Genomic DNA, 25688 nt, shown 5'->3' on the forward strand with positions numbered 1-25688 from the left:
ATGGCCCGCGATAACTACATCTTCACTTCGGAGTCCGTCTCCGAGGGTCACCCGGATAAGGTTTGCGACCGCATTTCCGACGCCGTTCTCGACGCCCTGCTGACCGAGGAAGCGGAGGCGCGTGTCGCCTGCGAGACCTTTGCCACCACCAACCGCGTGGTCATCGGCGGCGAGATCGGGCTTTCCGACCAGAACAAGCTGCACGACTACATGGCGCGTATCGACGATATCGCGCGGGCCTGCATCAAGGACATCGGCTACGAGCAGGACAAGTTCCACCACGAGACCGTGGAGGTGACCAACCTGCTGCACGAGCAGTCCGCGCACATCGCGCAGGGCGTGAACGCGGCCGAGAACAAGGACGAGGGTGCCGGCGATCAGGGCATCATGTTCGGCTTTGCGACCAACGAGACCGAAGCGCTGATGCCCGCGCCGATCCAGTTCAGCCACGCGATCCTGCGCCGCCTTGCCGAAGTGCGCAAGGACGGCACCGAGCCCGCGCTGGGGCCCGACGCCAAGAGCCAGCTGTCGGTGATCTACCGCGGCGGCAAGCCCGTCGGCGTGCACTCGCTGGTGCTCTCGACCCAGCACCTCGACCCGGACCTGACCTCGGACGACATCCGCGCGATCGTGGCGCCCTACATCGAGGAAGTGCTGCCCGAGGGTTGGCTGACCAAGGACACCATCTGGCACGTGAACCCGACCGGCAAGTTCGTGATCGGCGGCCCCGACGGTGACGCCGGCCTGACCGGCCGCAAGATCATCGTGGACACCTACGGCGGCGCGGCCCCGCATGGCGGCGGCGCCTTCTCGGGCAAGGATCCGACCAAGGTGGACCGCTCGGCCGCCTATGCCGCGCGCTACCTCGCCAAGAACGTGGTCGCCGCCGGGATGGCCGACAAGTGCACCATCCAGCTGAGCTATGCCATCGGCGTCTCGCAGCCGCTGTCGATCTATGCCGAGACCCACGGCACCGGCGAAGTGACCGCCGAGCAGATCGAGAAGGCCGTGGGCAAGGTCATGGACCTGTCGCCGCGCGGCATTCGTCAGCACCTGAAGCTGAACAAGCCGATCTACCAGCGCACTGCGGCCTACGGCCACTTCGGGCGCGAACCCGATGCCGACGGCGGCTTCAGCTGGGAAAAGACCGATCTGGTCGACGCCCTGAAGGCGGCGGTCTGAGACCATGACACGACGGCCGGGGCCAATGGCCCCGGTCGGAAGATCAGGGAGGCCGGGGTGATGGGACTGCGCGCGACATTTCCGGTTCTTGCCGTGCTGACGGCCCTCGTCACCAGCCCCGCCTTGGCCGATTCCGGCACGGCCAAGTTCGCCGTCGATGGCGACACACTGACCTACGACTCGGAAACGCCCGGCCCCGGGGAAACCTCGGGCATCGCGCTGGAAGACGTCGCGATCATGCTGGATCTGCTGCGCGGCAACGAGGCGATCACCCGGCTTCAGCTCAATTCATCTGGCGGTGAACTCTACGCCGCCTCGCAGATGAGCGACATCGTGCTCGACTTCGGGCTCGACACCCATATCCACGGCGACTGCGACAGTTCCTGCGTGCTGGTCTTTCTCGCGGGGGCGCACCGGACCATGTCGCGCGGATCGCGGATCGGGTTTCATCAGGTGTACTGGCCTGCCGAGAACATCGCGGGCTACTACGAGAAGGAACGCGAGTCGCGCGGCTGGCAGTCGCCCTTCGACTTTGCCTCGTGGATGTACCGGGACACGCAGGACGAGGTCTATGCGCACCTGAAGTACCTGACCTCGCGCGGGGTCGATCCTATGTTCGCGATCGAGAGCATCCGGAACCCGCAATCCGAGATGTGGCGGCCGCATCGCTCGGAGCTGCAGGCGGCCGGGGTCCTGACGGAATAAGCTGACTTGTCACCCTGCGACACCCGATGTCGCAGGGCGCGGTTGCAGCCGGGGCGCCGATATGCCCAACTCGCGCCTGACAGCAGAGGAAAGGCGCGCATGAAACTCCAGGACCTCGATATCATCGTCACCGCGCCGCCGGCCCCGGGCTGGGGCGGGCGCTACTGGATCCTCGTCAAGGTCACGACCGACACCGGCATCACCGGCTGGGGCGAATGCTATGCCAGCAGTGTCGGACCGGATGCCATGTCGGCCGTGCTGCGCGACGTGTTCGAACGCCACATGCTGGGCCAGAACCCCGAGAACATCGAGTGGATGTTCCGGCGGGTCTATTCCTCGGGCTTCACCCAGCGCCCCGATCTGACGGTGATGGGCGCCTTCTCGGGGCTGGAAATCGCCTGCTGGGACATCCTAGGCAAGGATCGCGGCCGACCCGTCTATGCCCTGCTGGGCGGGATGATGAATCACGCGATCCGCACCTACACCTACCTCTATCCCCTGCCCCATCACGAGATCGGTGCCTTCTGGACCTCGCCCGAGATGGCGGCGGAAACGGCAGTGGAGATGGTCCGGCAGGGCTATACCGCGCTCAAGTTCGATCCAGCCGGGCCCTACACCATGCGCGGCGGCCACATGCCCGCGATGACGGACATCACCCTCTCGGTCGCCTTCTGCAAGGCGGTGCGCGAGGCGGTCGGCGACAAGGCGGACCTGCTGTTCGGCACCCACGGGCAGTTCACTACCGCCGGGGCGATCCGCATGGGCCGTGCGCTGGAGCCCTATCAGCCGCTTTGGTTCGAAGAGCCGGTGCCGCCCGACAACTACGCGGCGATGGCACAGGTCGCCAACAGTGTCGGCATCCCCGTAGCAACCGGCGAGCGGCTGACCACCAAGGCCGAGTTCGCCGAGGTTCTGCGGCAGGGCGCGGCCAGCATCCTGCAGCCCGCCCTTGGCCGGGCCGGCGGTATCTGGGAGATGAAGAAGGTTGCTGCGCTGGCCGAGACCTACAACGCCCAGATGGCGCCGCACCTCTACGCCGGTCCGTTGGAATGGGCAGCCAACCTGCACCTTGCCGCGTCGATCCCCAACCTGCTGATCGCGGAAACCATCGAGACACCGTTCCACGACCGGCTGATCCGGGGCTCGATCCGGGTGGAGGAGGGCTTTGTCCGGCTTTCCGACGCGCCGGGTCTTGGTATCGACGTGGACGAGGCGTTTGCCCGTGCGCATCCCTATTCCGGCGATCACCTGCACCTGCAGATGCAGGACGATCCCTGCGATTATGCGCATGGGAACGCCTTTCAGGGAGGTGCGCCGGTCACAGAGGGGTGACAGGGCCGGACCGCTTCGTCATGATGCGCGGATAAGAATACCGAGGCGCCGATAACGTGACGATTGAGACTGTAAAGATACTCCCCCCGGAAAGCCCAGTTGACATGCAAGCCAGCGCCGCCGAGGCGGCGACATGGCTCAAGACACTTGCGCACGAGGGTCGGCTGATGATCCTGTGCCATCTCTGCCAGGGCGAGAAATCGGTCAGCGCCCTGGAGGAACTGCTGGACATGCGACAGGCCGCCGTGAGCCAGATGCTGGCCCGGCTGCGCGACGAGGGGCTGGTTGCCACCCGCCGCGAGGGCAAGACGGTGTTCTATTCTCTCGCCGATGATCGCGCCGAGCAAATGATCGGTCTTCTCTACAAGTTTTTCTGCGGAGCCAAGTAATGCGCCCTGATACCACCTTTAGCGGGCCAGAGCTCTGTGCCCGCCCTGCCCGCGAGATCGTCGCCGACCTGAGGAAGGGCGCACTCGACCCGGCCGACCTGGTCGAGGCCTCGGCCACGCGGATTTCGCAGGTCGAAGACGATGTGAACGCGATGGTCACCGTCTGCGCGGACCGCGCCCGGGCCCAGATCGCCGACCTGCCGGACCATGCCGCCGCCAACGCGCTGCTGGCAGGCTGGCTCGCCGGGCTGCCGATCGGGATCAAGGACCTGAACAACGTCGCCGGCGTGCGCACCACCTTCGGCAACCTCGCGATGAAGGATTTCATCGCGCCGGAGAGCGAGCCGATGGTCGAGCGGCTGGAGTCGCGTGGCGGGCTGGTGATGGGCAAGACCAACACGCCCGAGTTTGGTGCCGGTGGCAACTCGAAGAACGCTGTGGCGGGCGCGACGCGCAACCCGTGGGACACCCGGATGAACGCGGGCGGCTCGTCGGGCGGGGCGGCGGTTTCGCTGGCCACGGGTGAGGTCTGGCTGAGCCAGGGCTCGGACCTGATGGGTTCGCTGCGCACGCCCGCGGCGCATTGCGGCGTGCTGGGGCTGCGCCCCTCGCCCGGCCGATGCGGCGGCGGCCCCGCCGCAGCCAAGTTCCTGCCCGAGGCGACCTCGGGCCCGATGGCCCGCGACGTGCGCGACATCGCCCTGTTCCTCGACGCGATGACCGGCTGGGATCCGCGGATGCCGCTCTCGCTCGACGCGCCGGCCGAGTCGTTCCAGGAGGCGGTTGCACGGGCCCCGCGCGCGCCGCGCATTGCCTTCTCTGAGGATCAGAACGGCTTTGCCGCGGTCGAGACCGAGATCCGCGCCAAGCTGCGGGGCGCGATGGAAACCGTCGCCGCCGCCGGGGCCACGGTGGAAGAGACCTGCCCGGACCTGCCCTACCTGAACGAGACCTACCTCGCCCTGCGCGGCCTGCACTATGGCGCCGTGGTCGGCAGCCTGCCGCAGGCGGTGAAGGAAACCTTTGGCGAGCGGCTGCGGGCCAACGTGGATTACGGCATGGGCCTGACGCTGGACGATATCTACGCCGCCATGACCCGCCGGTCGCAGATCTACGACATCATGCGCACCTTCCTCGAGGGTTACGACGTGCTGGCGATCCCGGTGGTCGGCATCGCACCCGCGCCGGTGGAGGAGGACTTCCCCCGGTTCGTCAACGGCAAGGAGATCGGCACCTACGAGAACTGGCTGCGGTTCTCCTTCCTCTCGGTCGCCTCGCTGCTGCCCTCGCTGGCCATGCCTGCGGGCTTTACCGACGCCGGGTTGCCGGTGAGCGTTCAGCTGATCGGCCCCCCGCGCGGCGAAGCGGTGCTGTTGCAGGCGGCCCTCTTCATCGAAGAGGCCCTGGCCCTGCCGTCAGCGCCGATTGATCCGATCCGGCGGCACTGAGCCTCAGTTCGAGACGTAGCCCGCGACCACCTGCAACAGCTTGAAGGCGGTCGCGGCGTCATTCTCGACCACGGCAAGGAACTCCTTGGCGCCAATGCGCAGGCATTTGAGATCGGTCTCGGCCACCATCGACAGCGCGCGCGGTTCGTTGCGGATCAGCCCGAGTTCACCCACCAGCGTCCCCGACTTCGAGACCACGATCAGCTGGTCGGGGCCATCCTCGCGCGGGAGGTACATGCCCGCTTCGCCCTCGAGGATCAGGTAGGCCCCGTCGGTCGGCTGGTCGTTCTTGAGGAAGACCGTCTCGCCCTGCTTGGCCTCGAACCACTTGGCACCGAAGGCCAGCAGGCGAAGCTGCTTGCGGCTGAGGGTCGAGAACAGGCTGGTCTGCTCCAGCGCGCGGACCTTGCGCCCCAGATCGGCGCTCGCGGCGCTGTCGTCCTCGCTTATCCCGCCCTTGCCCTCGGTCACCAGACGCCCCTGTTGCAGTTCCAGGTAGAGATCGAAGACACCCTCGTCCTCGAACTTGTCATCCAAGTATATCATGGTTGTCTCCGGAAGCTGACGCCGAAGGTTGCGGTGCACGGCGATGCGGGTCTCCATGCTGTAGCTGGCCAGGGTCTGGTCCATGATCAGCACGTCCGGACGCCGGATCGTGGCGCGCGAAAGCGCAAGCGGCTCGGCGTACATGGCCGAGAGGTTCGAGCCCGAGAGCGAGATCGGCAGGTCGTAGATCAGCTGGACCACGCCCTCCTGCGCGCCGAATTCGATCAGCACTGCGGCGACCATCTTGCGAAGGTCGTCCGCCCGGCTGCCGATGTCCTGCGACACCTTTCCGAACAGGGCATTCTCCAGCACCGTAAGGCCCGGGGCGAACTCCGTCGGATCCAGCGGCGCGAAGAGATCGCCGAGCTGGGCCAGCATGGTTTCGGAGTGGCTGTGCCGCAGTTCGAGGATGCGCGCCTGCATGTCTTCGGAGAAGGCCGGGCCGATCTTTTCCGCCGAGAGCCGGAAGGGAATGGTCAGAAGGCGGCCAAGCTCTTCGGTGCTGAGCGAGGCGGCGCCGGAGGCGCGGGTGCGCTCGACCAGTGTCAGCGCGCTTTCGTAGATCTCCGGGTCGAGGCCGAGGTCGCGGAACAGCGGATGATCGGTGCCGTCAAAGCCGAAAATCTGACGCAGCATGTCGATCACGTCGAGCGTGAGAGCCACCAATGGCTTGTCGAGGCCCAGTTCGCGCAGCTGGTTCAGGAACCCGCTCTGGCTGGCCAGCAGCTCGGGCGTGATCGGGCGGCGCGGCACGGCGAACAGCAGGTTCTCGGCCACCGGCAGGGCCGGGTTGTAGCGGTCGCGGTCGAACACGTGGACAAAGCGCGCGAGGCCGGCCTCGCTGGCGGCAAAGCGGAGGCGATCGCGCAGCACAACGATCCGGGCGGCGAGTTCGGGATGGCGCTCGGGGTCAAAGCTCTGATCCAGCCCGCGCCGGAACAGGGCGTTGCCCGGGCCCATGCCCTCGATCAGGTGCAGCCACCAGTCGTAGAGTTCCTGCACCGTGTCGAAACCGGCGGCGCCCGGATCCTGCCAGTCGGCATCGAGCGGATCGCTGCTGTTGCCCGCGCGCATTGCCTCGGCGTGGGCCTCGGCGTCTTCCGGTTCGGTCAGCGGGCGGCGGCGGATCGGCATCATCACGTTGTCGCCGAAGGTGCCCTGGAACAGCAGCGGACGGGCGTCCGCATGCCCCACCCGCGCCGCGATTACACCGTGGTGCAGGCCCTTGAGGTCGAGCCCTTCGATGCGGACGGTGCCGCTGGCCGGAAGCACTTCGCGGGTCAGCAGTTCTGCCAGCGCCTTGCGGTCCTCCGAGCTGGAGGCGGAAATGGCGATCACCCGGCCCCCGGGCAGGACGGTGTTGAGGTCCTCCAGCACCGCGTTGCCATCGGCGTCGCGGACGGTGACGTGATCGAGCTGGATGTCGCCGTTCAGGCGCGGGATCTCGTCGGGCTGGCCGATGAACAGGCTCTCGTCCATCATGCCTGCCGGAGCGAAGCGCTCGGTGATCACTTCCCAGCGGACCGACATGTCCTGCGTCTGGTTGTAGTAGTCGAGCAGTTCCTTCCACGGCGAGGACAGGTCCTTGTAGGCCGCCAGCGCCGCGACCAGCGCCCCGAGCGAGACCGCGCCCTGCAGCACGAGGTAGCCGCCAATCGAGAAGAAGAAGAAGGGGGTCAGCTGGCCAATGAAGTTGTTGATGAACTTCATGAAGAACTTCTTCTGGTAGATCTCGAAGCGGATCTCGAACAGGCGTCCGAGCTGCGACGTGATCTTGGCCATGCGATAGCGCCAGCCGCCGTGAGCCCGGATGGCGGCGACCCCTGCCGCGCTTTCGCCGATGTCGGCCGCGAGGATGCGCACCTCCTGGATCCGGATCTTGTTCAGCCGGTTGATCTGCCGCTGCATGCGGGGAATGATCCACGCCTGCAGCGGGATCAGTGCGCAGGCCGCCACACCGAACCAGAAGCTCTGGACGAAGAGGAAGCCGAGGATCGTCACCATCTGCCCGGCCTGCAACACCGGCTGGCTGATCGCGTCGCCCATCAGGCCGCCCATCGGCTCGCTCTCCGCAGTGACCATCGACACCAGTTCGCCCTGGCTGACCCGCTCGAAATAGGGTTGCGGGAAGAGCAGCACGCGGCCGATCAGCTGGTAGCGAAAGCGGCGCAGCATCCGTTCCGAGAGGATGCCCTTCATGGTGTTGATGCGCATCTTCACCAGCCCGTGCAGCAGCACCGAGAACAGGAAGGCGGCGCAGAGGATGGCGAGGAACGTGACCTGCGAGAACTGGAACCCGTAGTACTGGATCACCGAGGTCTGCGAACCGATGGCGTCGTTGATGATCCGCTTGGGAAGTTCCAGCGTCAGGTAGAGGAGCGGAAACAGCGTTGCCGTCACCAGCAGAAGGATAAGCTGGTCTCGCTTGGAATATTTCCAGATGAACTTGAAAAGGCTGGATTCTATGACCGTGTCCCCGTCTTGTCAGCCGAGTGTATGCCCGGTCTTTCGGCTCAGACTACTGTTTCGCAACATTGTATCAAGAGGTCTGCGCCCCAATGCGGTCCGGGGTGGTGCGGAAAGATTGCGTGGGGGGAACGAACTGCCTAAGCTGATCTCGTAAAGCCATGCCGGAGACGTTGTTTGACCGCCACCGTGAGCTCGGTTCTGATCCTGATCTGCCTCTTGCAGATCAAGCACATGTTTGCGGACTACTTCCTGCAGACCCCCCGGATGCTCTCGGGTCGCGGCGAGTACTGGCACCTTGGGCGCGCGCAGCACGCGGGCGTGCATGCCATCGGCTCGGCGATTGTCCTGATGATCGTCGGCACCCCGATCTGGCTGATCCTCGTGCTGGTGGTCGCCGAATGGGTCGTGCACTTCAACATCGACTGGGGCAAGGCGCGTTATTCCGAGACCAAGGGCTATGGCCCGACGCAGGCCGGGTACTGGCGCGCGAACGGCTTTGACCAGGCGCTGCATCACCTGACCTACGTTCTGATGGCGTGGGTATGGGCGGAATGGGCCGCCTAGGCCCATTCGCTGTTTCGTTGGCTCAGTTCAGATCGAACTTGCGGGCGATGTTCAGGTAGACTTCCTGTGAATCCGCCTTGCCGACGTTGTCTTCATCCCGCGACCGTAGGCTGATGCCCGAGTTCAGCGACCAGTCCTGCGTCAGCTCGTACTGGTAGCCGAGGCGCAGGTTGGTCTGTTCGACCCCGTTCTCCAGCGAGGTCTCGTCCAGCTGGTAGTAGGACAGGCTGGCGACGAAGCTGGAATAGGCGGTCAGGTCCTGACTGTACTGCGCCGAGAACAGCGTGGTGAACCGGCTCTCGTCGTTGGAGTCGGAGGTGACCGTCCGGTCCAGTCGGACCGAGTAGCCGCCCGTGCGGGTGCTGCCGTTGTAGCCGAGGCCGCCGACCAGTTCCGGCGACGCGCCATATAGGCTGGTTGCGCCGAGCCGGACGTCGACCCGGCCGAGCGGAAGCTCCAGCCGACGGCTGAGCATCACGTTGTCGATCTCGCCGTCGCTGTCGCGGGTGCGCCCGTAGGTGGCCCCCAGCGAACCGTTCAGCAGGGGCTGGCTGTAGCCGAGCCGCCCGGTCACACCGTCGGCCTCGCTGCCGAGCAAGAGGTCGCCCTGGTCGGTCTGGGTATAGCCGATGCGGGCCGATAGGGTACCGCCGCTGGCGAGGTCGCGGTCGAAGCCGACCTCGGCGGTCTTGGTCTCGCGGTCCGGATCGCCGGAATCGTTGCTGTAGTGCGAATAGCGCAGGTCGAGCACGGCGGAGGTGATTTCGTTGAACCGGAAGTAGGTGCTGCCGGTCACGGTATAGCGGTCGTAGGGGGTGAGGCTGGTCGAGGTCGCATCCTCGTAGTCCGCCCCTTCCGCCCGGAGCCCGAGGCGGAACCCGATCGGCGAGTCGATCCCGGTTTCAAGCTCGGTCCGCACCGCGTAGCCCTGCCGCGTGCCGGTCCCGGTCAGCTGACCGAGGTCCGCGGGCGGCGCGATAAGGCCGTCCTCGTCGGAGAACTCCCACAGGGGCGCGGCCTGCGAGATCGAAGTCTCGGAGAGACGCGCATCGAAGGTGAAACGCGACGCGGCCCCCTCACGCTTGTAGTAAAGCGAGACGAAGGGATCGACGAAGCCCGTGCTCTGGGTGCTGCCCTCGGGCAGGTGACCATAGCGCAGCGACCCACCCGTCTGCAGGCGGAACTCCTGCGTCCGGGTGATGCTTTCGAGCTGAAGCGCGAAGGAGGAGGTCGACAGCGCGCTGCTGCCTTCCTCGGGATTAGTTACGCTGCCCGGAACGCCGAGCGCGAGGTTGTCGCCATAGCCGAAACCCTGCTGCACCCCTAGCTGAATGCGAAGACCGCCCTGATCGTCCTGTGCGAACGTCGGAGCGGTCACGATGGCTAGAATGGCTGCTATTGCAGTTCCGGACTTGAGCCCCCTGATTATCAACTGCTCTGCCTCAATTTGTTTATTTTATTCGAACAGCTTCCGTGCCGGTACGACGATCACGTCCCCTTTTGCGAGTTGTGTCGCTCCGATACTCGTCTTGCCTGCGAGTACGTCGTCGTAGTTGAACAGGTAGACCGACTGCTTGCCCGAAGTGTCGGTGCGGCGAAGCTGGACCCGCTTGGTGGCCGCGAAGCGCGAGAACCCACCGGCCTGTGCGAGGGCCTGCAGCAACGTGGTGCCGCGGCGGACTTCGACCATGCCGGGCGTGTTGACCTCACCGAGGAAGAAGACCTCGAGAGTGCTGTAGCCGCTGCCGGACACGGGCGCAGGCTGGCCGAGCTGCGCCAGCGAAACGGTAACGGTCGGCGGGCTGGCAAAGTTCGGTGCCAGGCGGCTGGTCACATCGGACCGGACCTGGTCGACGCTGAGGCCGCTTACCTTGACGGTGCCTGCCATCGGCACGGTCACGCGGCCATCGGGCAGGACCAGGGCGTCGCGGTTCAGCGAGGAATCCTCGAGCACCTCGAAGCGGAGCACATCGCCCGGCTTGATCGTGTAGCTGTCCTGCGCCGAGGCGGCGACAGCCAGAAACTGTGCAAATACAACTGCACTCAATACCTTTATCATACGCATCATGTCGATTTCTCTGTCTACGCTGCGGAACACGTCGCAGACGCTAATCCAAATCGCCGCTAACCCAAAGGAAGAACTGGCAAAGACCGGTTTTCTCCCGTTTTCGAAGCGCCCCCGTGCCACCAACGCAACACAATCTCGTGCTCGCCCCCGCAATAACTTAATTCGTGGAAACAGTTAACCCTTTTGTCGGGGGCCCGACTCCCCGATGCCCGGATTTTGATCCCTGGCCCCGGATGTCGAGAGACAAATCCGTGAAAACGCATGGAAACGACCGCCTGCCCCGGCCTGATCCCGGAATCGCCACACTCTTGCCCAGATCTGCAGGGAGCGTGACCTCAAGCACCTGAAACCCAACGGGGAATGAGTGACGTGTTACTTGGTCTGATCCTGATCGGCATGATTGCCGGAACCACCACAGCCGCAACCACCCTGTTCATGGGCATGGGCTTTCTCTTTGCCCTGATGAGCTACGCCGCCGCAGGCAGCGCCGCGATGCTGATGCTGGCCATGGCGCATCAGGTCCGTGCCCTTGCCCGCACCGAGGCCGCCCCGGCCCGCCGCACGGCAAACGCCTGATCCCGGGCTTTCCGGACGTCTGCTGATTCCCCCGATGGGCCCGTTCGGGCCCTCGCATCCCACTTGCCCGGAGCCTGATCCGCCGGGCCGGCCTGCGCGGTGACCGCGCCTTTTTCATGTAAATGCGTGAACTTTCAACATCCGGTCATCTGGTTGTTACGATGCCTCGCTAGGCATTGACCGCGAAGGAACGGCCCGTGCATGCTTTGCACGGGGTGTTTCCTTACGCCTTGACGCCCTGAAAATATCGCAGGATCCAAGGAGCATTCCTGACATGTCGTACCTGTCCCTTTCCGCAGCGCGTGTAGCCGCATCCCTCGCCATGGGTGCGCTGCTCGGTGCCGCGCCCGCGCTGGCCGAGACCAGCATCATCATCGGCCTCCAGCAGGAACCGACCTCGCTCGACCCGACCGCCGACGCAACCGCCTCCATCGACGGGATGCTCGAGACCAACGTCTACGAGTCGCTGACCACGGTCGACGAGAGCGGCGAGGTCCTCCCCGCACTGGCGAAAAGCTGGGAGATCTCCGAGGACGGGCTGACCTATACCTTCAAGCTCGAAGAAGGCGTGACCTATCACGACGGCACCACCTTCGACTCCGCCGACGTTGTCTATGCCTTTACCCGCGCCATGGCCGAGGGCAGCACCAACCCGTCCAAGGGCATCTTCAAGCCCATCGCGTCGGTCACCGCAGTCGATCCCTCCACCGTCGAGATCAAGCTGACCGAGAAGGACGCCTTCTTCCTGTTCAACCTCGCGCAGGGCGATGCGGCCATCGTCGCCGAGGAATCGGCGGACGCCAACAACACCACGCCCATCGGCACCGGCCCCTTCAAGTTCGACAGCTGGACCCGTGGCGACAAGCTGGTGCTGGTCAAGAACCCCGACTGGCGCGACGCGGCCGACGTGTCGCTCGACAAGGTGACCTTCCGCTTCATCGCCGATGCGGCTGCCGCCAGCGCCGCGATGATGGCCGAGGAAGTCGACGCATTCCCGGGCTTCCCCGCCCCGGAACTGATGCCGCAGTTCGAGGCCGACCCGCGCTTCAAGACCGAGATCGGCAGCACCGAGGGTGAGGTGATCCTTGCCATGAACAACTCGAAGCCGCCGTTCAACGACCTCAAGGTCCGTCAGGCGGTGAGCTATGCGATCAACCGCGACGAGATCATCGACGGCGCGATGTATGGGATGGCTGTTCCGATCGGCAGCTTCTACCCGCCGCATGGCCCGGCCTACGAAGACCTGACCGGGACCTATCCGCATGACACCGCGAAGGCCAAGGAACTGTTCACCGAAGCGGGGGTCGAAGGCACCACGATGACCCTGCGCGTGCCGCCGTTCCCCTATGCCATGCGCTCGGCCGAGATCATCCAGGCCGAACTGTCGGCCGCGGGCATCGACGCCAAGGTGGAGAACGTCGAGTGGGGCTTCTGGCTGGAAGAGGTCTACAAGAAGAAGAACTACGACATGACCATCATCGCGCATACCAGCCCGAACGACATGGGCAACTTTGCCAAGGGTCCGGACTACTTCTACGGCTACGACAACCCCGAGTTCACCGCGCTCTGGGACAGCATCCGCACCGAGAGCGATCCGGAGAAGCGCAACGCGCTGCTGAAACAGGGGCAGGAGGAACTGGCCCAGCAGGCGGTTCACGGGTTCCTGTTCCAGCTGCCGCGCCTGAGCGTGATCAAGGCCAACATCGACGGCTTCTGGACCTCGTCGCCGGTGCTGTACCAGCCGCTGGCCGGCGTGACCGTCAACTGACCGACATGACGGAGGGCGGTATTCCCGCCCTCCGTCCCCGGCTCCGCGCCGGACCGAAGGCACCGAGAAGACTCTCCTGACATGGGCTATTTCCTGTTCCGCCGCACGCTCGGCTTCGTCCTGACGCTGTTCGCGGTTTCCGTCGTCGTTTTCGCGGTGATGAACGTCCTGCCGGGCGACCCGGCCCTGACCATCCTCGGGCTGGATGCGACCGAGGACGCGCTTGCCGCCCTGCGCGAGCAGCTGGGCCTCAACGACCCGCTGCTGACCCGTTACGTTCACTGGGTCTGGAACGCGCTGCACGGCGATTTCGGCATCAGCCATTCCTTTGGCATTCCGGTCGCCGGGCTGATCGGCGAGCGCCTTCCGATGACCATCTCGCTCGCCGTGTCCGGCATGATCTTCACCGTCATCCTCGCCCTTGTCATGGGCATCGGCGCAGCCGCCAACCACCGCAAGCCCGGCGACTGGGGGATGATGTTCATCAGCCAGCTTGGCATCGCCATTCCCGCCTTCTGGCTTTCGATGCTGCTGGTGCTGCTCTTCGCCGTGAAGCTGCGCTGGCTGCCGCCCGGCGGGTTCGCGGGCTGGGACGACCCGGTGGCGGCGATGCGCAGCCTGATCCTGCCCACCGTCGCGCTGGCGCTGGTGCAATCCTCGGTGCTGGCCCGCGTCACGCGGTCCTCGGCGCTGGAGGTCATGCGGCAGGATTTCGTGCGTACCGCCCGCGCCACCGGTTTCTCGCGCCGCCGCATCCTGTGGCGCCATGTGCTGCCGAATGCGCTGGTGCCCATCGTGACCATCGTGGGAATGCAGTTCGCCGCGCTGGTGACCGGCACCATCGTGATCGAGAACGTGTTCTACCTGCCCGGCCTCGGGCGGCTGATCTTCCAGTCGATCTCGAACCGTGACCTGCCGACGGTGCAGGCGCTGGTGATGCTCTTTGCGGCCATCGTGGTGACTGCGAACTTCATCGTCGACCTGCTCTATGTCGTGATCGACCCCAGACTGAAGGCCCGCGCATGAAGACCCGGCTGCCCGTCAACTTCCTGATCGGCGCCGTGCTGGTCGCGCTCGTGTTGGGCGCCGCCGCGCTGTCGCTGGTCTGGACCCCGCATGACTTTGCCCAGATGAACATCAAGGCCAAGTTCGGCCCAGCGTCATCGACCTACTGGCTGGGCACCGACCAGCTGGGCCGCGACGTGGTCTCGCAACTGATGGCCGCCGCGCGCAACTCGATGACCGTGGCGCTGGCCGCCGTGCTGATCGGCGGTTCCATCGGCACCGCGCTGGGGCTGCTGGCCTCGGCCATCGGCGGCTGGGTCGAGGATCTGGTGATGCGCATCGCCGACATCGGCTTTGCCTTTCCCGCCCTGCTGTTCGCGATCATGCTGGCCGCCGTCTTCGGGCCGTCGCTGACCAACGCGGTGCTGGCGATCTCGTTCATCAATATCCCCGTCTTCGCCCGCGTGGCCCGCGCCTCGGCCAATCAGGTCTGGACGCGCGAGTACGTCGCGGCGGCGCAGGCGGCCGGGCTGAACCGCGCGGTGATCTCGTGGGATCACATCCTGCCCAACATCGGCGCGGCGATCATCGTGCAGGCCACCATCGAGTTCGCTGTGGCGATCCTTGCCGAGGCGGCGTTGTCCTACCTCGGGCTCGGCGCCCAGCCGCCCGCACCCAGCTGGGGGCGGATGCTGTCTGAGGCGCAGACACTGATGTACCTCGCGCCGCAACTCGCGATCTACCCGGGGCTCTGCATCGTTGCCGCGGTTCTGGGCTTCGGCCTGCTGGGCGACGGGCTGCGCGACATCACCGACCCGCGCCTGTCGAGGGAGCGCTGAGATGATCGAACTTCAGGACTTCTCGGTCTCGTTCAAGAGCGGAACCGCGCTGCGGCAGGCCAGTCTTGCCATCCGCCCCGGCGACCGCACCGGCATCGTCGGCGAAAGCGGCAGCGGCAAGACCATGCTGGCGATGAGCCTGATGGGCATGGCGCCCGCTGCGGCGGACCTGTCGGGCAAGCTCGTGCTGGACGGTCGCGACATGACCGGCGCCGACGACCGGGGCTGGGAAGCGCTGCGCGCGCGCAAGGTGGCGATGATCTTTCAGGAGCCTATGACGGCGCTGAACCCCCTGCGCCGGGTGGGCGATACTGTGATGGATCCGCTGCGCCTGCACCTTGGCCTGAGCAAAGCCGAGGCGCGCGCGCGCGCGCTGGCGCTGTTCGAGGAGGTCGGCATCCCCTCGCCCGTTGAACGGCTGCGGCAGTTTCCGCACGAGCTCTCGGGCGGGCAGCGGCAGCGGGTGGTGATCGCGCTGGCGCTGGCCTGCGACCCCGAACTGCTGATCGCGGACGAACCGACCACGGCGCTGGATGCCAATGTCGCGCTCAGGATCATCGACCTGCTGGTGCGGCTCGCCGAAGAGAGGCAGATGGCGCTGCTGTTCATCAGCCACGACCTTGCCGCCGTGGCGCGCGCGACCCGTGACATCGTGGTGATGTACGGCGGCGACATCGTCGAGCGCGGGCCGACGGCCGAGGTGCTGACGACGCCCCGCCATCCCTATACCCAGGGCCTGCTTGGCGCGCGTCCCAATCCCGTGGCCGAGCCGCGCGGCGCAGACGGCAAGCGGCCGCGCCTGCCGACGATTCCCGGCAGCGTGCCGACCCTGCAGGATCTTCCCTCCGGCTGCCGGTTTTCCGGCCGCTGCCCGGTGGAACTGCCCGTCTGCGCCGGGACCCGCCCCGGCAGCACGCTGATCAGCGCGACCCGGCTCGCCAACTGCCATGCGCTGAAACAGGAGGTGTCGGCATGAGCGCCCCGCTGCTGGAGGCGCGTGCGGTCACGCGGCGCTATCGGATGCCGCGCGAGTCGCTGTTCCGGGCGCCGCCGGTGCTGACGGCGGTCGACTCGGCGAGCTTTATCCTCGAACGGGGCGAGACGCTGGGCATCGTCGGCGAATCCGGATCCGGGAAATCGACCCTCGCCCGCATGGTGATGGCCTTCGAGACGCCCGACGCGGGCCAGATCCTGTTTGACGGTCAGGACCTTGGCCAGCTTTCCGCCGGTGACCTGCGGCGGCAACGCCAGAGATTCCAGATGGTGTTTCAGGATCCCTTCGGCTCGCTCGACCCGCGCCGCAGCGTGGGCTGGTCCATCGCCGAACCGCTGCGCGCCATCGGGGCCGAGAACCGCGCGCATCGCGTGGCGGAGGCGCTGGAGCAGGTGAATCTGCACGCCGCAGATGCCGAGAAGTACCCGCACGAATTCTCCGGCGGGCAGCGCCAGCGCATCGCCATTGCCCGCGCCATCGTCACCCGGCCCGAGCTGATCGTGGCGGACGAGGCGGTTTCCGCGCTCGACGTCTCGGTGCAGGCGCAGATCCTCAACCTGCTGATGGACCTGCAGGACGAGCTGGGTCTTGCCATGCTGTTCATCAGCCACGACCTTGCCGTCGTCGCCTCGATCTGTGACCAGATCCTCGTGATGCAGCACGGCAAATCCATCGAACAGGGGCGCGCCACCGAAGTGCTGAACGCCCCGACGCAAGACTATACCAAATCCCTTCTGATCGCCGCCGGAGCCTGAGATGACCCGTTTCCTTCACCTTACCGACCTGCACGTGTCGCACCCCGACATGAACGACGCGAACCTGCATTCGGACACCGCCGGCACCCTGAAGCGGATGGTCGAGATCATCGCCCGGATGGACCCGCTGCCCGATTTCGTGGTGGCGAGCGGCGACCTGACCAACCACGGCGACGAGGCCAGCTATGAGCTGGTCAAGGACACGATCGCCGACCTCCCGGTGCCGATCGTGCTGGCGCTTGGCAACCACGACAAGCGCGAAGGGTTCAACAAGGTCTTTCTGGGCGAGGAGTCGGACACGCCCTACGACCACGACACGGTGCAGGGCGGGCTGCATGTCATCACGCTGGACACTGCGCTGCCGGGCAAGGTGGCCGGTGCGTTGGACGGCGAGCAGTTCGCCTATCTGCAGGTCGCGCTGGACCGCCACTCCGACCTGCCCAAGCTGCTGGTGCTGCATCACCCGCCGCGCGTCGACCCCGAGGGGCTGCCGTGGGGCAGCCTCGACACCGCCAGCACCGAGCGGCTGGCGGCGATGGTCAAGGGTTACGACGTGGCGGGCATCCTCTCGGGCCATATCCACATCAACCGGGTGAGCCACTGGTATGGCATCCCGGTGATCATCGGGAACGGGCAGCATTCGACGGTGGACATGCTGGAGAGGAAAGACCTCAAGATCATCGAGGGCACCGGCTTTGCCTATTGCGAGTACCGCCCCTCGGGGCTCTCGGTCTCCTTCGCGCCGCTGACGCCCGACCGCAGGGTGATCACCGTGATCGACCAGGAACGCCTGCGCGCCCTCAGCCTGCTCTGACCGTCGCGCAGCCCCTCAGGTTTCGACCGTGAGGGTTGCCGCGACGGCCTGCTTCCAGGTGGCGTATTTCGTAGCGCGGGTGGTTTCGTCCATCCCGGGCCCGAAGGTGCGGTCCAGCGCCCAGTCGCGCGCAAAGGTGTCCATGTCGGGGTAGACACCCGCGCGCTGCCCGGCCAGCCATGCGGCGCCCAGCGCCGTGGTTTCCAGAACCCTCGGCCGGTCAACCGGGGCGCCGAGGATGTCGGCGAGGAACTGCATGGTCCAGTCCGAGGCGGTCATGCCGCCATCCACCCGCAGCGTCGGGCGCGCGCCCTCGCCCTGCCAGTCGGCCTGCATTGCCTCCAGCAGGTCGCGGGTCTGGAAGCCCACGCTTTCCAGCGCGGCACGGGCGAACTCCTCCGGCCCGGAGTTGCGGGTCAGGCCGAAGATGGCGCCACGGCAGTCCGAGTTCCAGTAAGGTGCGCCGAGGCCGGTGAAGGCGGGCACCAGAACCACGTTTTGCCCCGCGTCAGCGCGTTCGGCCAGCCCCTGCGTCTCGCCCGCGTCGCGGATCAGGCGCAGGCCGTCGCGCAGCCATTGCACCACTGCGCCGGCGATGAAGATCGACCCTTCCAGCGCGTAGGTCGGTTTGCCCTCGAACTGGTAGGCGATGGTGGTGAGCAGCCGGTTCTGCGAGGTCACCGCCGTATCGCCGGTGTTCAGAAGGGCGAAGCAGCCGGTGCCATAGGTCGATTTCATCATGCCGGGCTGGAAACAGGCCTGCCCCACCGTCGCGGCCTGCTGATCGCCCGCGATGCCGAGGATCGGGATCTCGCGACCGAACAGATCCGGCCGCGTGGTTCCGAAGTCCGACGCGCAGTCGCGGACCTCGGGCAGCAGCGACATGGGAATGTCGAGCATTTCGCACAGCGTCCGGCTCCAGCGTCCTTTGCGGATGTCGTAGAGCATGGTCCGCGCCGCGTTGGTCGCGTCGGTGACATGCGCCCTGCCGCCGGTCAGGTTCCAGACCAGCCAGCTGTCGACCGTGCCAAAGGCCAGTTCGCCCGCCTCGGCCCGCGCCCGCGCGCCGTCGACGTTGTCGAGCAGCCAGCGCACCTTGGTCGCGCTGAAGTAGGGGTCGAGCAGCAGGCCGGTCCGGTCGGTCACCGTGGCCTCGTGCCCTTCCTCCCGCAGCCTGCGGCACAGGTCCGAGGTTCGCCGGTCCTGCCAGACGATGGCCTTGTGGATCGGCTTGCCGGTCTTGCGGTCCCAGATCAGCGTGGTTTCGCGCTGGTTGGTGATGCCGATGGCCGCGATCTCGGTCGCGGCGATACCGGCCTTCTCGATCACGCCCCGGCAGGTCGCCGCCGTGCTGGTCCAGAGGTCGCCCGCGTCATGTTCGACCCAGCCCGAGCGCGGGAAATGCTGGTCGAATTCCTCCTGCGAGACCGCGACCACGCGCAGTGCCGCGTCGAAGATCATCGCCCGGGTCGAGGTCGTCCCCTGGTCGATGGCGAGAACGTAGGTCATGGTTCCTCCCCTCCGGTCCTTTGCCCGCACCCTGACCGATCGGCGGCAAAGGGTCGAGCCCCGGCGCGCTCAGCCCTGCCCGGTGACGACGGGGCCATGCCTGCGCATCCAGTCGGCCAGCGCCGCCGCCCCGCCAGCGTCGATGCGCAGTCCCAGCTTGCTGCGGCGCCAGAGGATGTCCTCGGCCGCGCGCGCAAACTCCTGTGTCATCAGCCAGCGCACCTCGGCCTCGGTCAGGGTGGCACCGAAGTCGACGCCGAGGTCTTCGGCCCTGTCAGCGGTGCCCAGCACGCTCCATGCGTCGGTCCCGTAGGCGCGGATCAGGCGGGTCGACCAGAAATCGGAGAGGAAGGGATAGTCCACCCGCAGCTTCTGCAGCAGGTCCGGCACCCCGGCCACGGTGAAATCTCCGCCGGGAAGCGCGACCCCGGCGGTCCACGGGCCCGGCAGGTCCGGCAGGTGGTGACCGACCTTTTCCAGCGCACTCTCGGCAAGGCGGCGGTAGGTGGTGATCTTGCCGCCGAACACGTTCAGCACGGGCGCGCCGCCCGTTGCGTCCACGCGCAGGGTGTAGTCCCGCGTCGCCGCCGTGGCAGAGCGCGCGCCATCGTCATAAAGCGGGCGCACCCCCGAATAGGTCCAGACGATATCGTCCCGCGTCAGTTGCCGCTTGAAGTACTGGTTGGCGAAATCGAGCAGGTAGGTCTGCTCGGCCTCGGTACAGACCGGTTTCCGCTCGGGGTCGTCGTGGTCCGCGTCGGTGGTGCCGATCAGGGTGAAATCCTGCTCGTAGGGAATGGCAAAGATGATCCGCCCGTCGGTGCCCTGGAAGAAATAGCACTTGTCGTGATCGTAGAGGCGGCGGGTGACGATGTGGCTGCCCCGGACCAGCCGGACGCCCTCCTTGGTCTCCACGTGGATGCGGTCGTGAATGATCTGCCCCACCCAGGGTCCACCTGCATTCACCAGCATCCGCGCCCGGTGCGTGCGGCTGGCGCCGCTGGCGGTGTCGCGGGTCTCGATCTCCCAGAGGTCGTCCACCCGGTGCGCGGCGATCACCTCGGTCTGCACCATGACATCGGCGCCTCGCGCGACGGCGTCACGGGCATTGAGCGCGACCAGCCGGGCGTCGTCGACCCAGCAGTCGGAGTATTCGTAGGCCGTCTGGAACCGATCCTGAAGTGGCTGCCCCTCGGGCGATCCGGTCAGGTCCAATGTCTGCGTGCCCGGCAGGATCTTCCGCCCGCCGAGGTTGTCGTAGAGGAACAGGCCCATGCGGATGAGCCACGCCGGGCGCCGCCCTTTCATCCATGGCATCAGGCCGCCGAGCAGGCGGGAGACCGGCGTCTCGCTCTCGAAACGCATGTCGCGGTGATAGGGCAGGACAAAGCGCATCGGCCAGCTGATATGCGGCATCGCGCGGAGCAGCGTCTCGCGCTCGATCAGGGCCTCGCGGACCAGCCGCACCTCGAAGTATTCGAGGTAGCGCAGCCCGCCGTGAAACAGCTTGGTCGAAGCCGAGGAGGTCGCCGAGGCGAGGTCACCCTTCTCGGCCAGCCTGACCGACAGCCCGCGCCCTGCGGCGTCGCGGGCGATGCCGCAGCCGTTGATGCCGCCGCCGATGATGAAGAGGTCGCAGATGTCCTCGTTGCCGGCCGACTGGGTCACGTCACGCTCCTGTTTTGCGCCATACCGCAGATATGCCCCAATGCGATCAAAATGGAATAGGAAAATATTCGTTTTCTTTCGTTATTCCGGCATATTGCCGATCCCTATGCAATCTGGCGGTATTCCGGGGGCAGACCCCAGCCGAAGATCCGCAAAACCGCCCCTCTGCGGCGGTTTCGCTATGGTCTGAAACGGAAAGCATTCGCGCACGGGCGAAACGTCTTGTTCAGCGTATCCTCAGCGGCTAGGCAGGAGAAGCCGCCAGAGAACCACCATGGTCCAGTCCTTTCGCCAGCCAGAAATCATCGAGATCGCCCGCCGCGAGGGCAAGGTCACGGTCGAGCGCCTGTCCGAGCACTTTGGCGTCACCCTGCAGACCATCCGCCGCGACCTGAGCGAACTGGCCGACAGCGGCAAGCTCGAACGCGTACACGGCGGGGCGATCCTGCCCTCGGGCACCGCCAATATCGGTTACGAAGAACGGCGCGGGCTGAACCAGGCGGCCAAGGTCGACATCGCGCGCGCCTGCGCGGCGGAACTGCCCGAGAACTGTTCGATCTTCCTCAACATCGGAACCACGACCGAAGCGGTCGCCGCCGAACTGCTGGGGCATCGCAACATCCTTGTGGTCACCAACAACATGAACGTGGCCAACATCCTCGCCGGCAATCCCCATTGCCAGGTGATCGTCACCGGCGGCGCGCTGCGGCGCTCGGACGGCGGGCTGACCGGCGACCTGACGGTCGAGACCATCCGCCGGTTCAAGTTCGATCACGCGGTGATCGGCTGTTCGGCGCTGGATCAGGAGGGCGACATTCTCGACTTCGACATTCAGGAAGTCGGGGTCAGCCGCACCATCATCCGCCAGTCGCGGCAGGTGTTCCTTGTCGCCGACCACGCCAAGTTCCAGCGTAACGCCCCGGCGCGCATCGGCTCGCTGTCGGAAGTCGACGTGTTCTTTACCGACCGGCCCGTGCCGCCCGCCCTGCAGGACGCCTGCGAGGGCTGGGAAACCCGAGTGCGGGTCTGCGGCGGCTAGGCGACCTTCGCCCGCTCGTACTGGCGCCGGTCGCGCCAGCGGTACCAGGCCACGGCCGCCGGCAGGAACCACGGTTTGCCGGTATAGAGCGGACGGGTCGGGAACGGGAGGCCGTCGAAACCCGTCGCGCCGTCGGCCAGCCCGAGAACCTGCTGGCCCAGCCGCATCCCGAGATAGCTCGACAGCGAAACGCCGGAGCCGCAGTAGCCCATCGCGTAGTAGATGCCCTCGTGCACACCGACGTGGGGCAGTTCGTCGAAGGTATAGGCGACGGTGCCCATCCACGAATGCGAGATGCGATAGCCGCGCAGTTCCGGGAAGATCCGGCACATGTCCTCGTAGAGGCGCGGGCCGCTGACGGTGGGGGCGACCTCGCCAGCCGAGACGCGGCCGCCAAAGAGGATGCGGGTCCGGTCCGGCGAGGGCCGGTAGTAGTAGACCACCTTGCGGGTGTCCGAAATCACGCGGTTGGTGGGGCAGAGCCGGTCCATCAGCTCCTTCGGGAGCGGTTCGGTCGCGATGATGTAGCTGCCGATGGGGATGACGCGGCGCTGCATCCACGGGGTCAGCCCGGTGGTATAGCCGTTCGTCGCCACGATGACCTTGTCCGCGATGATGCTGCCGCGCTCGGAGGACACCACGAAGCTGTCGCCGTCACGGGCGATCGACGTCACCTTGCACTGCCCGTGCACCTGGACCTTTGCCTCGATGGCCCGGCGCAGCAGGCCGCGGTGATAGCGGCCGGGGTCGAGCGAGGCGTGGTCGGGGAACACCAGCCCGCCGTGGTACATGTCGGTGCCGAGTTCATCGTGCTGCTCGGCGCGGGTAACGGGATGCGCGGTGATCCCTTCGCGCTTCAGCGTCTCGACCTCGGTCAGCTGTTCGCGGAACTTCTCTGGCGAATGGGCCGCGTGGAACCGGCCCACGAGAGAAAAGGCGCAGTCGATCTTCTCGTCGGCGATGCGTTCGCCGATCCAGCGCAGCGCGGTCTTGCCCTCGTCGCGGATCGCCTTCGCGCGCTCAGCCCCGTGCTTGGCCGCAAGGGCCGCGAGCGAGGGCTTGATGCTGGTGCTGATCTGGCCGCCGTTCCGCGTGCTGCACCCGAAGCCGGGGGTGCCAGCCTCCAGCACAACGGTCTCGCGCCCGCCGCGCGCGCATTCCAGTGCCGCGTTCAGCCCGGTATAGCCCGAGCCGACGATGACGACATCGGCCCGCGACGGCAGGGGCTTCACCTCTGCGACCGGGGCGGACACCCCGTCCAGCCAGTAGGGACGGTCTGTCCAGTCCGGCATCCAGATATCCGCGCGCTCCGTCATCGGCACTTCCCCTTGCTGCGGCGCCCGGACAATCGGAGCGCCCCGCGCCGGACGTTAACCGAAACCCGCAGTTGGGCAAGAGCGCGTGCAGCGCCTCCGCGAAAGGGAGGTGCGAGAGGAGCGCCTATGCCTGTTCCGTCGCCAACGCCAGTCCGTCGACCACTGCCGTGAAGGCCTCGGAATAGCGCTGCTCGGCACCGGGGCAGAGCGCGCGCATGCCATCCGACACCATGTTCATCAGGCTGGAGCCACCGACGAGGATGACAGTGCCCACCTGCGCGGGGCTGATCCCGGCGGCCTGCAGGGTCTCGGCCGCGGCCTCGGACAGGGGCGCGCGGTAGGTTTCGAGCGCCGCATCGAGCGAGTCGCCGTCGATGGGTGCCGAGAGGCGCGGCGCGATCTGGGCCATGCCGATGCGGGCCCCGGCCCGGTTGGCATTGGCTGCGATCTTGCCCTCCTCGACCGAGAAGGCGAGGTCGTGGCCAAGTTCGTCGCCCAGCACCTTTTCAAGCCGCCGCATCGCCGGCGCGTCGACCGCCAGCCGCACCATGTCGGCCACCGCAGACAGGGTCTCACGCGTGTAGAGGAAGGGGATCTTGGCCCAGGTCGAGAGGTCCATGTAGATCGCGCGCGGCACCGGCAGAAGGCCCTCTCCGAAATCGCGGCGCAGCTCTCCGCCCAGACCCAGCAGCGGCATCGCGTGGCTCATGGACACTGCGTGGTCGAAATCCGTACCGCCCAGCCGGATGCCGTGGCTGGCGAGGATCCGCGGGCGACCGTTCTCGGTGCGGAACACCGAGAAGTCCGAGGTTCCGCCGCCGATGTCGACGATCAGGCCGATGTCGCCCGCTGTGCCAAGGCCGTGACTGGCCAGCGCGGCGGCCTCGGGTTCGAACAGGAACTCGACGCTCTCGAACCCGGCGGCGTGGTAGCAGGCCCGCAGGTCGGCCTCGGCCCGCGCGTCGCGTTCCGGGTCGGCGGTGTGGAAGTGGACCGGCCGCCCCGACAGGACCCGCGAAAAGCGCTCGCCCGTTTCGGCCTCGGCACGGGACTTGAGCGCGACGAGAAAGGCGGTGACGGTATCGGCGAGGGTGCGGCGCTTGCCCTCGATGCGGCGCGTCTCGTGGAAAAGCGAGGTGCCGAGCACCGATTTCAGCGCCCGCATGTAGCGCCCTTCCTCTCCCGCGATCAGTGCGTCCGATGCCGCGGCGCCGATGCGCATGACCCCGGCGTCGGCGGGAAAGAACACCGCCGTGGGCAGGGTTTCCGAGCCTTCCTCGATGGCGATGCGGCAGGGGCGGCCATCCTGCAGAACAGCGGCGGCGGTGTTCGAGGTGCCGAAATCGACGGCAAGCGTGGGGGCAGTCATGGCGGGCCTCCTCGGTGCGGGAAAGCCTGCGCTGCTAGCCGGTTCCCGGAGGGCGTGCAAGCCCAATGACCAGCCCCGTCGTGGTCCGGATGATAGACGGCCCGTTCCTATCGGCGACTTTGGTGCCATCCCGCGTCATCCGGTGACGCAAAACAGCCAGAGAATGCCGGAACGCGCCTTGCCGGGCGAGGCGATCGCGGAAAGTATCCGGCCAAACCGAGACAGAGTCCGCATCCCGGTCCCGAAACGCATCGTCCGGCCGGAAACCGACCGGACCAACAGCAAGAAGAACCCGATCTCCATGACAAAATACGCCCTGACCGTAAAATGCCCCTCCCGCCGTGGGATCGTCGCCGCCATCTCGACCTTCCTCGCCGAGAAGGGCTGCAACATCACCGACAGCTCTCAGTTCGATGACCCGGGTACCGGCAACTTCTTCATGCGCACCAGTTTCGTGAGCGAGACGGGCACGACGATGGCCGAACTGCAGGAGGCTCTCACTCCTGTCGCCGAGACGTTCGAGATGGACTATGCCTTCCATGACGAGGCCGCCAAGATGAAGGTGGTGATCATGGTCTCGCGCTTCGGGCACTGCCTGAACGACCTGCTCTACCGGACCCGCATCGGTGCCCTGCCGATCGAGATCGTCGCCGTGATCTCGAACCACATGGACTACCAGAAGGTCGTGGTGAACCAGGACATCCCGTTCCACTGCATCAAGGTGACGCCCGCCAACAAGCCCGAGGCCGAGGCCGCCATCATGCGGGTTGTCGAGGAGGCCGGGGCCGAACTGATCGTGCTGGCGCGCTACATGCAGATCCTGAGCGACGAGATGTGCCAGAAGATGTCGGGGCGGATCATCAACATCCACCACTCGTTCCTGCCCTCGTTCAAGGGTGCGAACCCCTACAAGCAGGCCTTCGAGAAGGGCGTGAAGCTGATCGGCGCCACCTCGCACTACGTGACCGCCGACCTCGACGAGGGCCCGATCATCGAACAGGACGTGGTGCGCATCACCCACGCCCAGAGCGCCAACGACTACGTGAGCCTTGGCCGCGACGTGGAATCCTCGGTGCTGTCGCGCGCGATCCACGCGCACATCCACCACCGCGTGTTCCTGAACGGCAACAAGACCGTCGTGTTCCCGGCCTCGCCCGGCTCCTACGCCTCCGAGCGCATGGGCTGAGGCCGCCCCGAAGGGCAGAACAGGAAGGGCGGCACCGCAACGTGCCGCCCTTTTCCTTTGCCCGTCAGGCGGGCCAGGTCGCGTGAGTTTTTGCCTTCCCCTGTGGCGCGATATTGCCTAGGACTCGGCCAAACGGCAGCCCGGCAC

22 protein-coding genes are annotated in these 25688 nt (G+C 66.4%); 15 read left to right on the forward strand and 7 right to left on the reverse strand.

The features are described from left to right. The 5 genes from metK (at position 1) to DDT93_RS06445 (ending at position 5056) form a co-directional block, all read left to right on the forward strand. Positions 1-1182 carry a methionine adenosyltransferase gene (gene metK / locus DDT93_RS06425; RefSeq protein ID WP_109464993.1) on the forward strand — a complete coding sequence of 394 codons (1182 nt, stop codon included), beginning with the start codon at positions 1-3 and terminating at the stop codon, positions 1180-1182. Between the two features lie 60 nt (positions 1183-1242). Beyond that, the gene (locus DDT93_RS06430) at positions 1243-1887 is read left to right on the forward strand and encodes a COG3904 family protein (protein WP_232825386.1); all 645 of its coding nucleotides are present in this window, start codon (positions 1243-1245) and stop codon (positions 1885-1887) included. A 99-nt stretch (positions 1888-1986) separates the two neighbouring features. Continuing rightward, positions 1987-3219: a mandelate racemase/muconate lactonizing enzyme family protein gene (locus DDT93_RS06435; protein ID WP_109464994.1), complete on the forward strand. Its 1233-nt coding sequence runs from the start codon at positions 1987-1989 to the stop codon at positions 3217-3219. Positions 3220-3323: 104 nt separating this feature from the next. Continuing rightward, positions 3324-3608: an ArsR/SmtB family transcription factor gene (locus tag DDT93_RS06440; RefSeq protein ID WP_109464995.1), complete on the forward strand. Its 285-nt coding sequence runs from the start codon at positions 3324-3326 to the stop codon at positions 3606-3608. Next, positions 3608-5056, forward strand: a complete 1449-nt coding sequence (locus DDT93_RS06445) for an amidase (protein WP_109464996.1) — start codon at positions 3608-3610, stop codon at positions 5054-5056. The genes DDT93_RS06440 and DDT93_RS06445 overlap by 1 nt, the downstream gene beginning before the upstream one ends. A gap of 3 nt (positions 5057-5059) precedes the next feature. Here DDT93_RS06445 and DDT93_RS06450 read toward each other — a convergent pair whose 3' ends face one another. Further along, a complete protein-coding gene (locus DDT93_RS06450; protein ID WP_232825418.1) occupies positions 5060-8008 on the reverse strand; it encodes an ABC transporter transmembrane domain-containing protein in 2949 nt (982 codons plus the stop codon). A 237-nt stretch (positions 8009-8245) separates the two neighbouring features. Here DDT93_RS06450 and DDT93_RS06455 point away from each other — a divergent pair, with 237 nt between their 5' ends. Beyond that, the gene (locus DDT93_RS06455) at positions 8246-8635 is read left to right on the forward strand and encodes a DUF3307 domain-containing protein (RefSeq protein WP_109464998.1); all 390 of its coding nucleotides are present in this window, start codon (positions 8246-8248) and stop codon (positions 8633-8635) included. Between the two features lie 22 nt (positions 8636-8657). On the opposite strand, the gene DDT93_RS06460 is transcribed toward DDT93_RS06455, so the two are convergent. Further along, positions 8658-10013 carry a hypothetical protein gene (locus DDT93_RS06460; protein WP_157960116.1) on the reverse strand — a complete coding sequence of 452 codons (1356 nt, stop codon included), beginning with the start codon at positions 10011-10013 and terminating at the stop codon, positions 8658-8660. Between the two features lie 78 nt (positions 10014-10091). Continuing rightward, positions 10092-10682 carry a polysaccharide biosynthesis/export family protein gene (locus tag DDT93_RS06465; protein WP_232825387.1) on the reverse strand — a complete coding sequence of 197 codons (591 nt, stop codon included), beginning with the start codon at positions 10680-10682 and terminating at the stop codon, positions 10092-10094. Between the two features lie 381 nt (positions 10683-11063). Between DDT93_RS06465 and DDT93_RS06470 the strand changes: the two genes are divergently transcribed. The 7 genes from DDT93_RS06470 to DDT93_RS06500 all read left to right on the forward strand — a co-directional run bounded on the left by DDT93_RS06470 (position 11064) and on the right by DDT93_RS06500 (position 17454). Beyond that, complete coding sequence (locus tag DDT93_RS06470) at positions 11064-11279, forward strand: hypothetical protein (RefSeq protein ID WP_109465001.1); 216 nt, start codon at positions 11064-11066, stop codon at positions 11277-11279. Between the two features lie 274 nt (positions 11280-11553). Beyond that, positions 11554-13047 carry an ABC transporter substrate-binding protein gene (locus DDT93_RS06475; RefSeq protein WP_109465002.1) on the forward strand — a complete coding sequence of 498 codons (1494 nt, stop codon included), beginning with the start codon at positions 11554-11556 and terminating at the stop codon, positions 13045-13047. 81 nt (positions 13048-13128) lie between these two features. Continuing rightward, complete coding sequence (locus DDT93_RS06480) at positions 13129-14073, forward strand: ABC transporter permease (RefSeq protein ID WP_109465003.1); 945 nt, start codon at positions 13129-13131, stop codon at positions 14071-14073. Further along, positions 14070-14891, forward strand: a complete 822-nt coding sequence (locus DDT93_RS06485) for an ABC transporter permease (RefSeq protein ID WP_109465004.1) — start codon at positions 14070-14072, stop codon at positions 14889-14891. Before DDT93_RS06480 ends, DDT93_RS06485 begins: the two co-directional genes overlap by 4 nt. Position 14892: 1 nt before the next feature. Next, positions 14893-15867 (forward strand): ABC transporter ATP-binding protein, encoded by a 975-nt coding sequence (locus DDT93_RS06490; RefSeq protein ID WP_109465005.1) that lies wholly within the window; start codon positions 14893-14895, stop codon positions 15865-15867. Then, positions 15864-16640, forward strand: coding sequence for an ATP-binding cassette domain-containing protein (locus DDT93_RS06495; protein WP_109465006.1), 777 nt, complete (start codon positions 15864-15866; stop codon positions 16638-16640). Before DDT93_RS06490 ends, DDT93_RS06495 begins: the two co-directional genes overlap by 4 nt. A 1-nt stretch (position 16641) precedes the next feature. Then, positions 16642-17454 carry a metallophosphoesterase family protein gene (locus DDT93_RS06500; protein WP_109465007.1) on the forward strand — a complete coding sequence of 271 codons (813 nt, stop codon included), beginning with the start codon at positions 16642-16644 and terminating at the stop codon, positions 17452-17454. A 15-nt stretch (positions 17455-17469) separates the two neighbouring features. Here DDT93_RS06500 and glpK read toward each other — a convergent pair whose 3' ends face one another. Further along, positions 17470-18963: a glycerol kinase GlpK gene (gene glpK / locus DDT93_RS06505; RefSeq protein ID WP_109465008.1), complete on the reverse strand. Its 1494-nt coding sequence runs from the start codon at positions 18961-18963 to the stop codon at positions 17470-17472. 69 nt (positions 18964-19032) lie between these two features. Next, the gene (gene glpD / locus DDT93_RS06510) at positions 19033-20631 is read right to left on the reverse strand and encodes a glycerol-3-phosphate dehydrogenase (RefSeq protein WP_109465009.1); all 1599 of its coding nucleotides are present in this window, start codon (positions 20629-20631) and stop codon (positions 19033-19035) included. A 274-nt stretch (positions 20632-20905) separates the two neighbouring features. Between glpD and DDT93_RS06515 the strand changes: the two genes are divergently transcribed. Continuing rightward, positions 20906-21670, forward strand: coding sequence for a DeoR/GlpR family DNA-binding transcription regulator (locus DDT93_RS06515; protein ID WP_109465010.1), 765 nt, complete (start codon positions 20906-20908; stop codon positions 21668-21670). Here the strand turns inward: DDT93_RS06515 and DDT93_RS06520 are convergent. Both DDT93_RS06520 and DDT93_RS06525 read right to left on the reverse strand, forming a co-directional pair. Then, positions 21667-22986 carry an NAD(P)/FAD-dependent oxidoreductase gene (locus DDT93_RS06520; protein WP_109465011.1) on the reverse strand — a complete coding sequence of 440 codons (1320 nt, stop codon included), beginning with the start codon at positions 22984-22986 and terminating at the stop codon, positions 21667-21669. The two genes, DDT93_RS06515 and DDT93_RS06520, sit on opposite strands and share 4 nt — an antisense overlap. A 124-nt stretch (positions 22987-23110) precedes the next feature. Beyond that, positions 23111-24355 (reverse strand): Hsp70 family protein, encoded by a 1245-nt coding sequence (locus DDT93_RS06525; RefSeq protein ID WP_109465012.1) that lies wholly within the window; start codon positions 24353-24355, stop codon positions 23111-23113. 301 nt (positions 24356-24656) lie between these two features. Here DDT93_RS06525 and purU point away from each other — a divergent pair, with 301 nt between their 5' ends. After that, a complete protein-coding gene (purU, locus tag DDT93_RS06530) occupies positions 24657-25541 on the forward strand; it encodes a formyltetrahydrofolate deformylase (RefSeq protein WP_109465761.1) in 885 nt (294 codons plus the stop codon). Positions 25542-25688: the final 147 nt, after the last annotated feature.

This window comes from Albibacillus kandeliae (assembly GCF_003116585.1).
Classification (GTDB): Bacteria; Pseudomonadota; Alphaproteobacteria; order Rhodobacterales; family Rhodobacteraceae; genus Albibacillus; species Albibacillus kandeliae.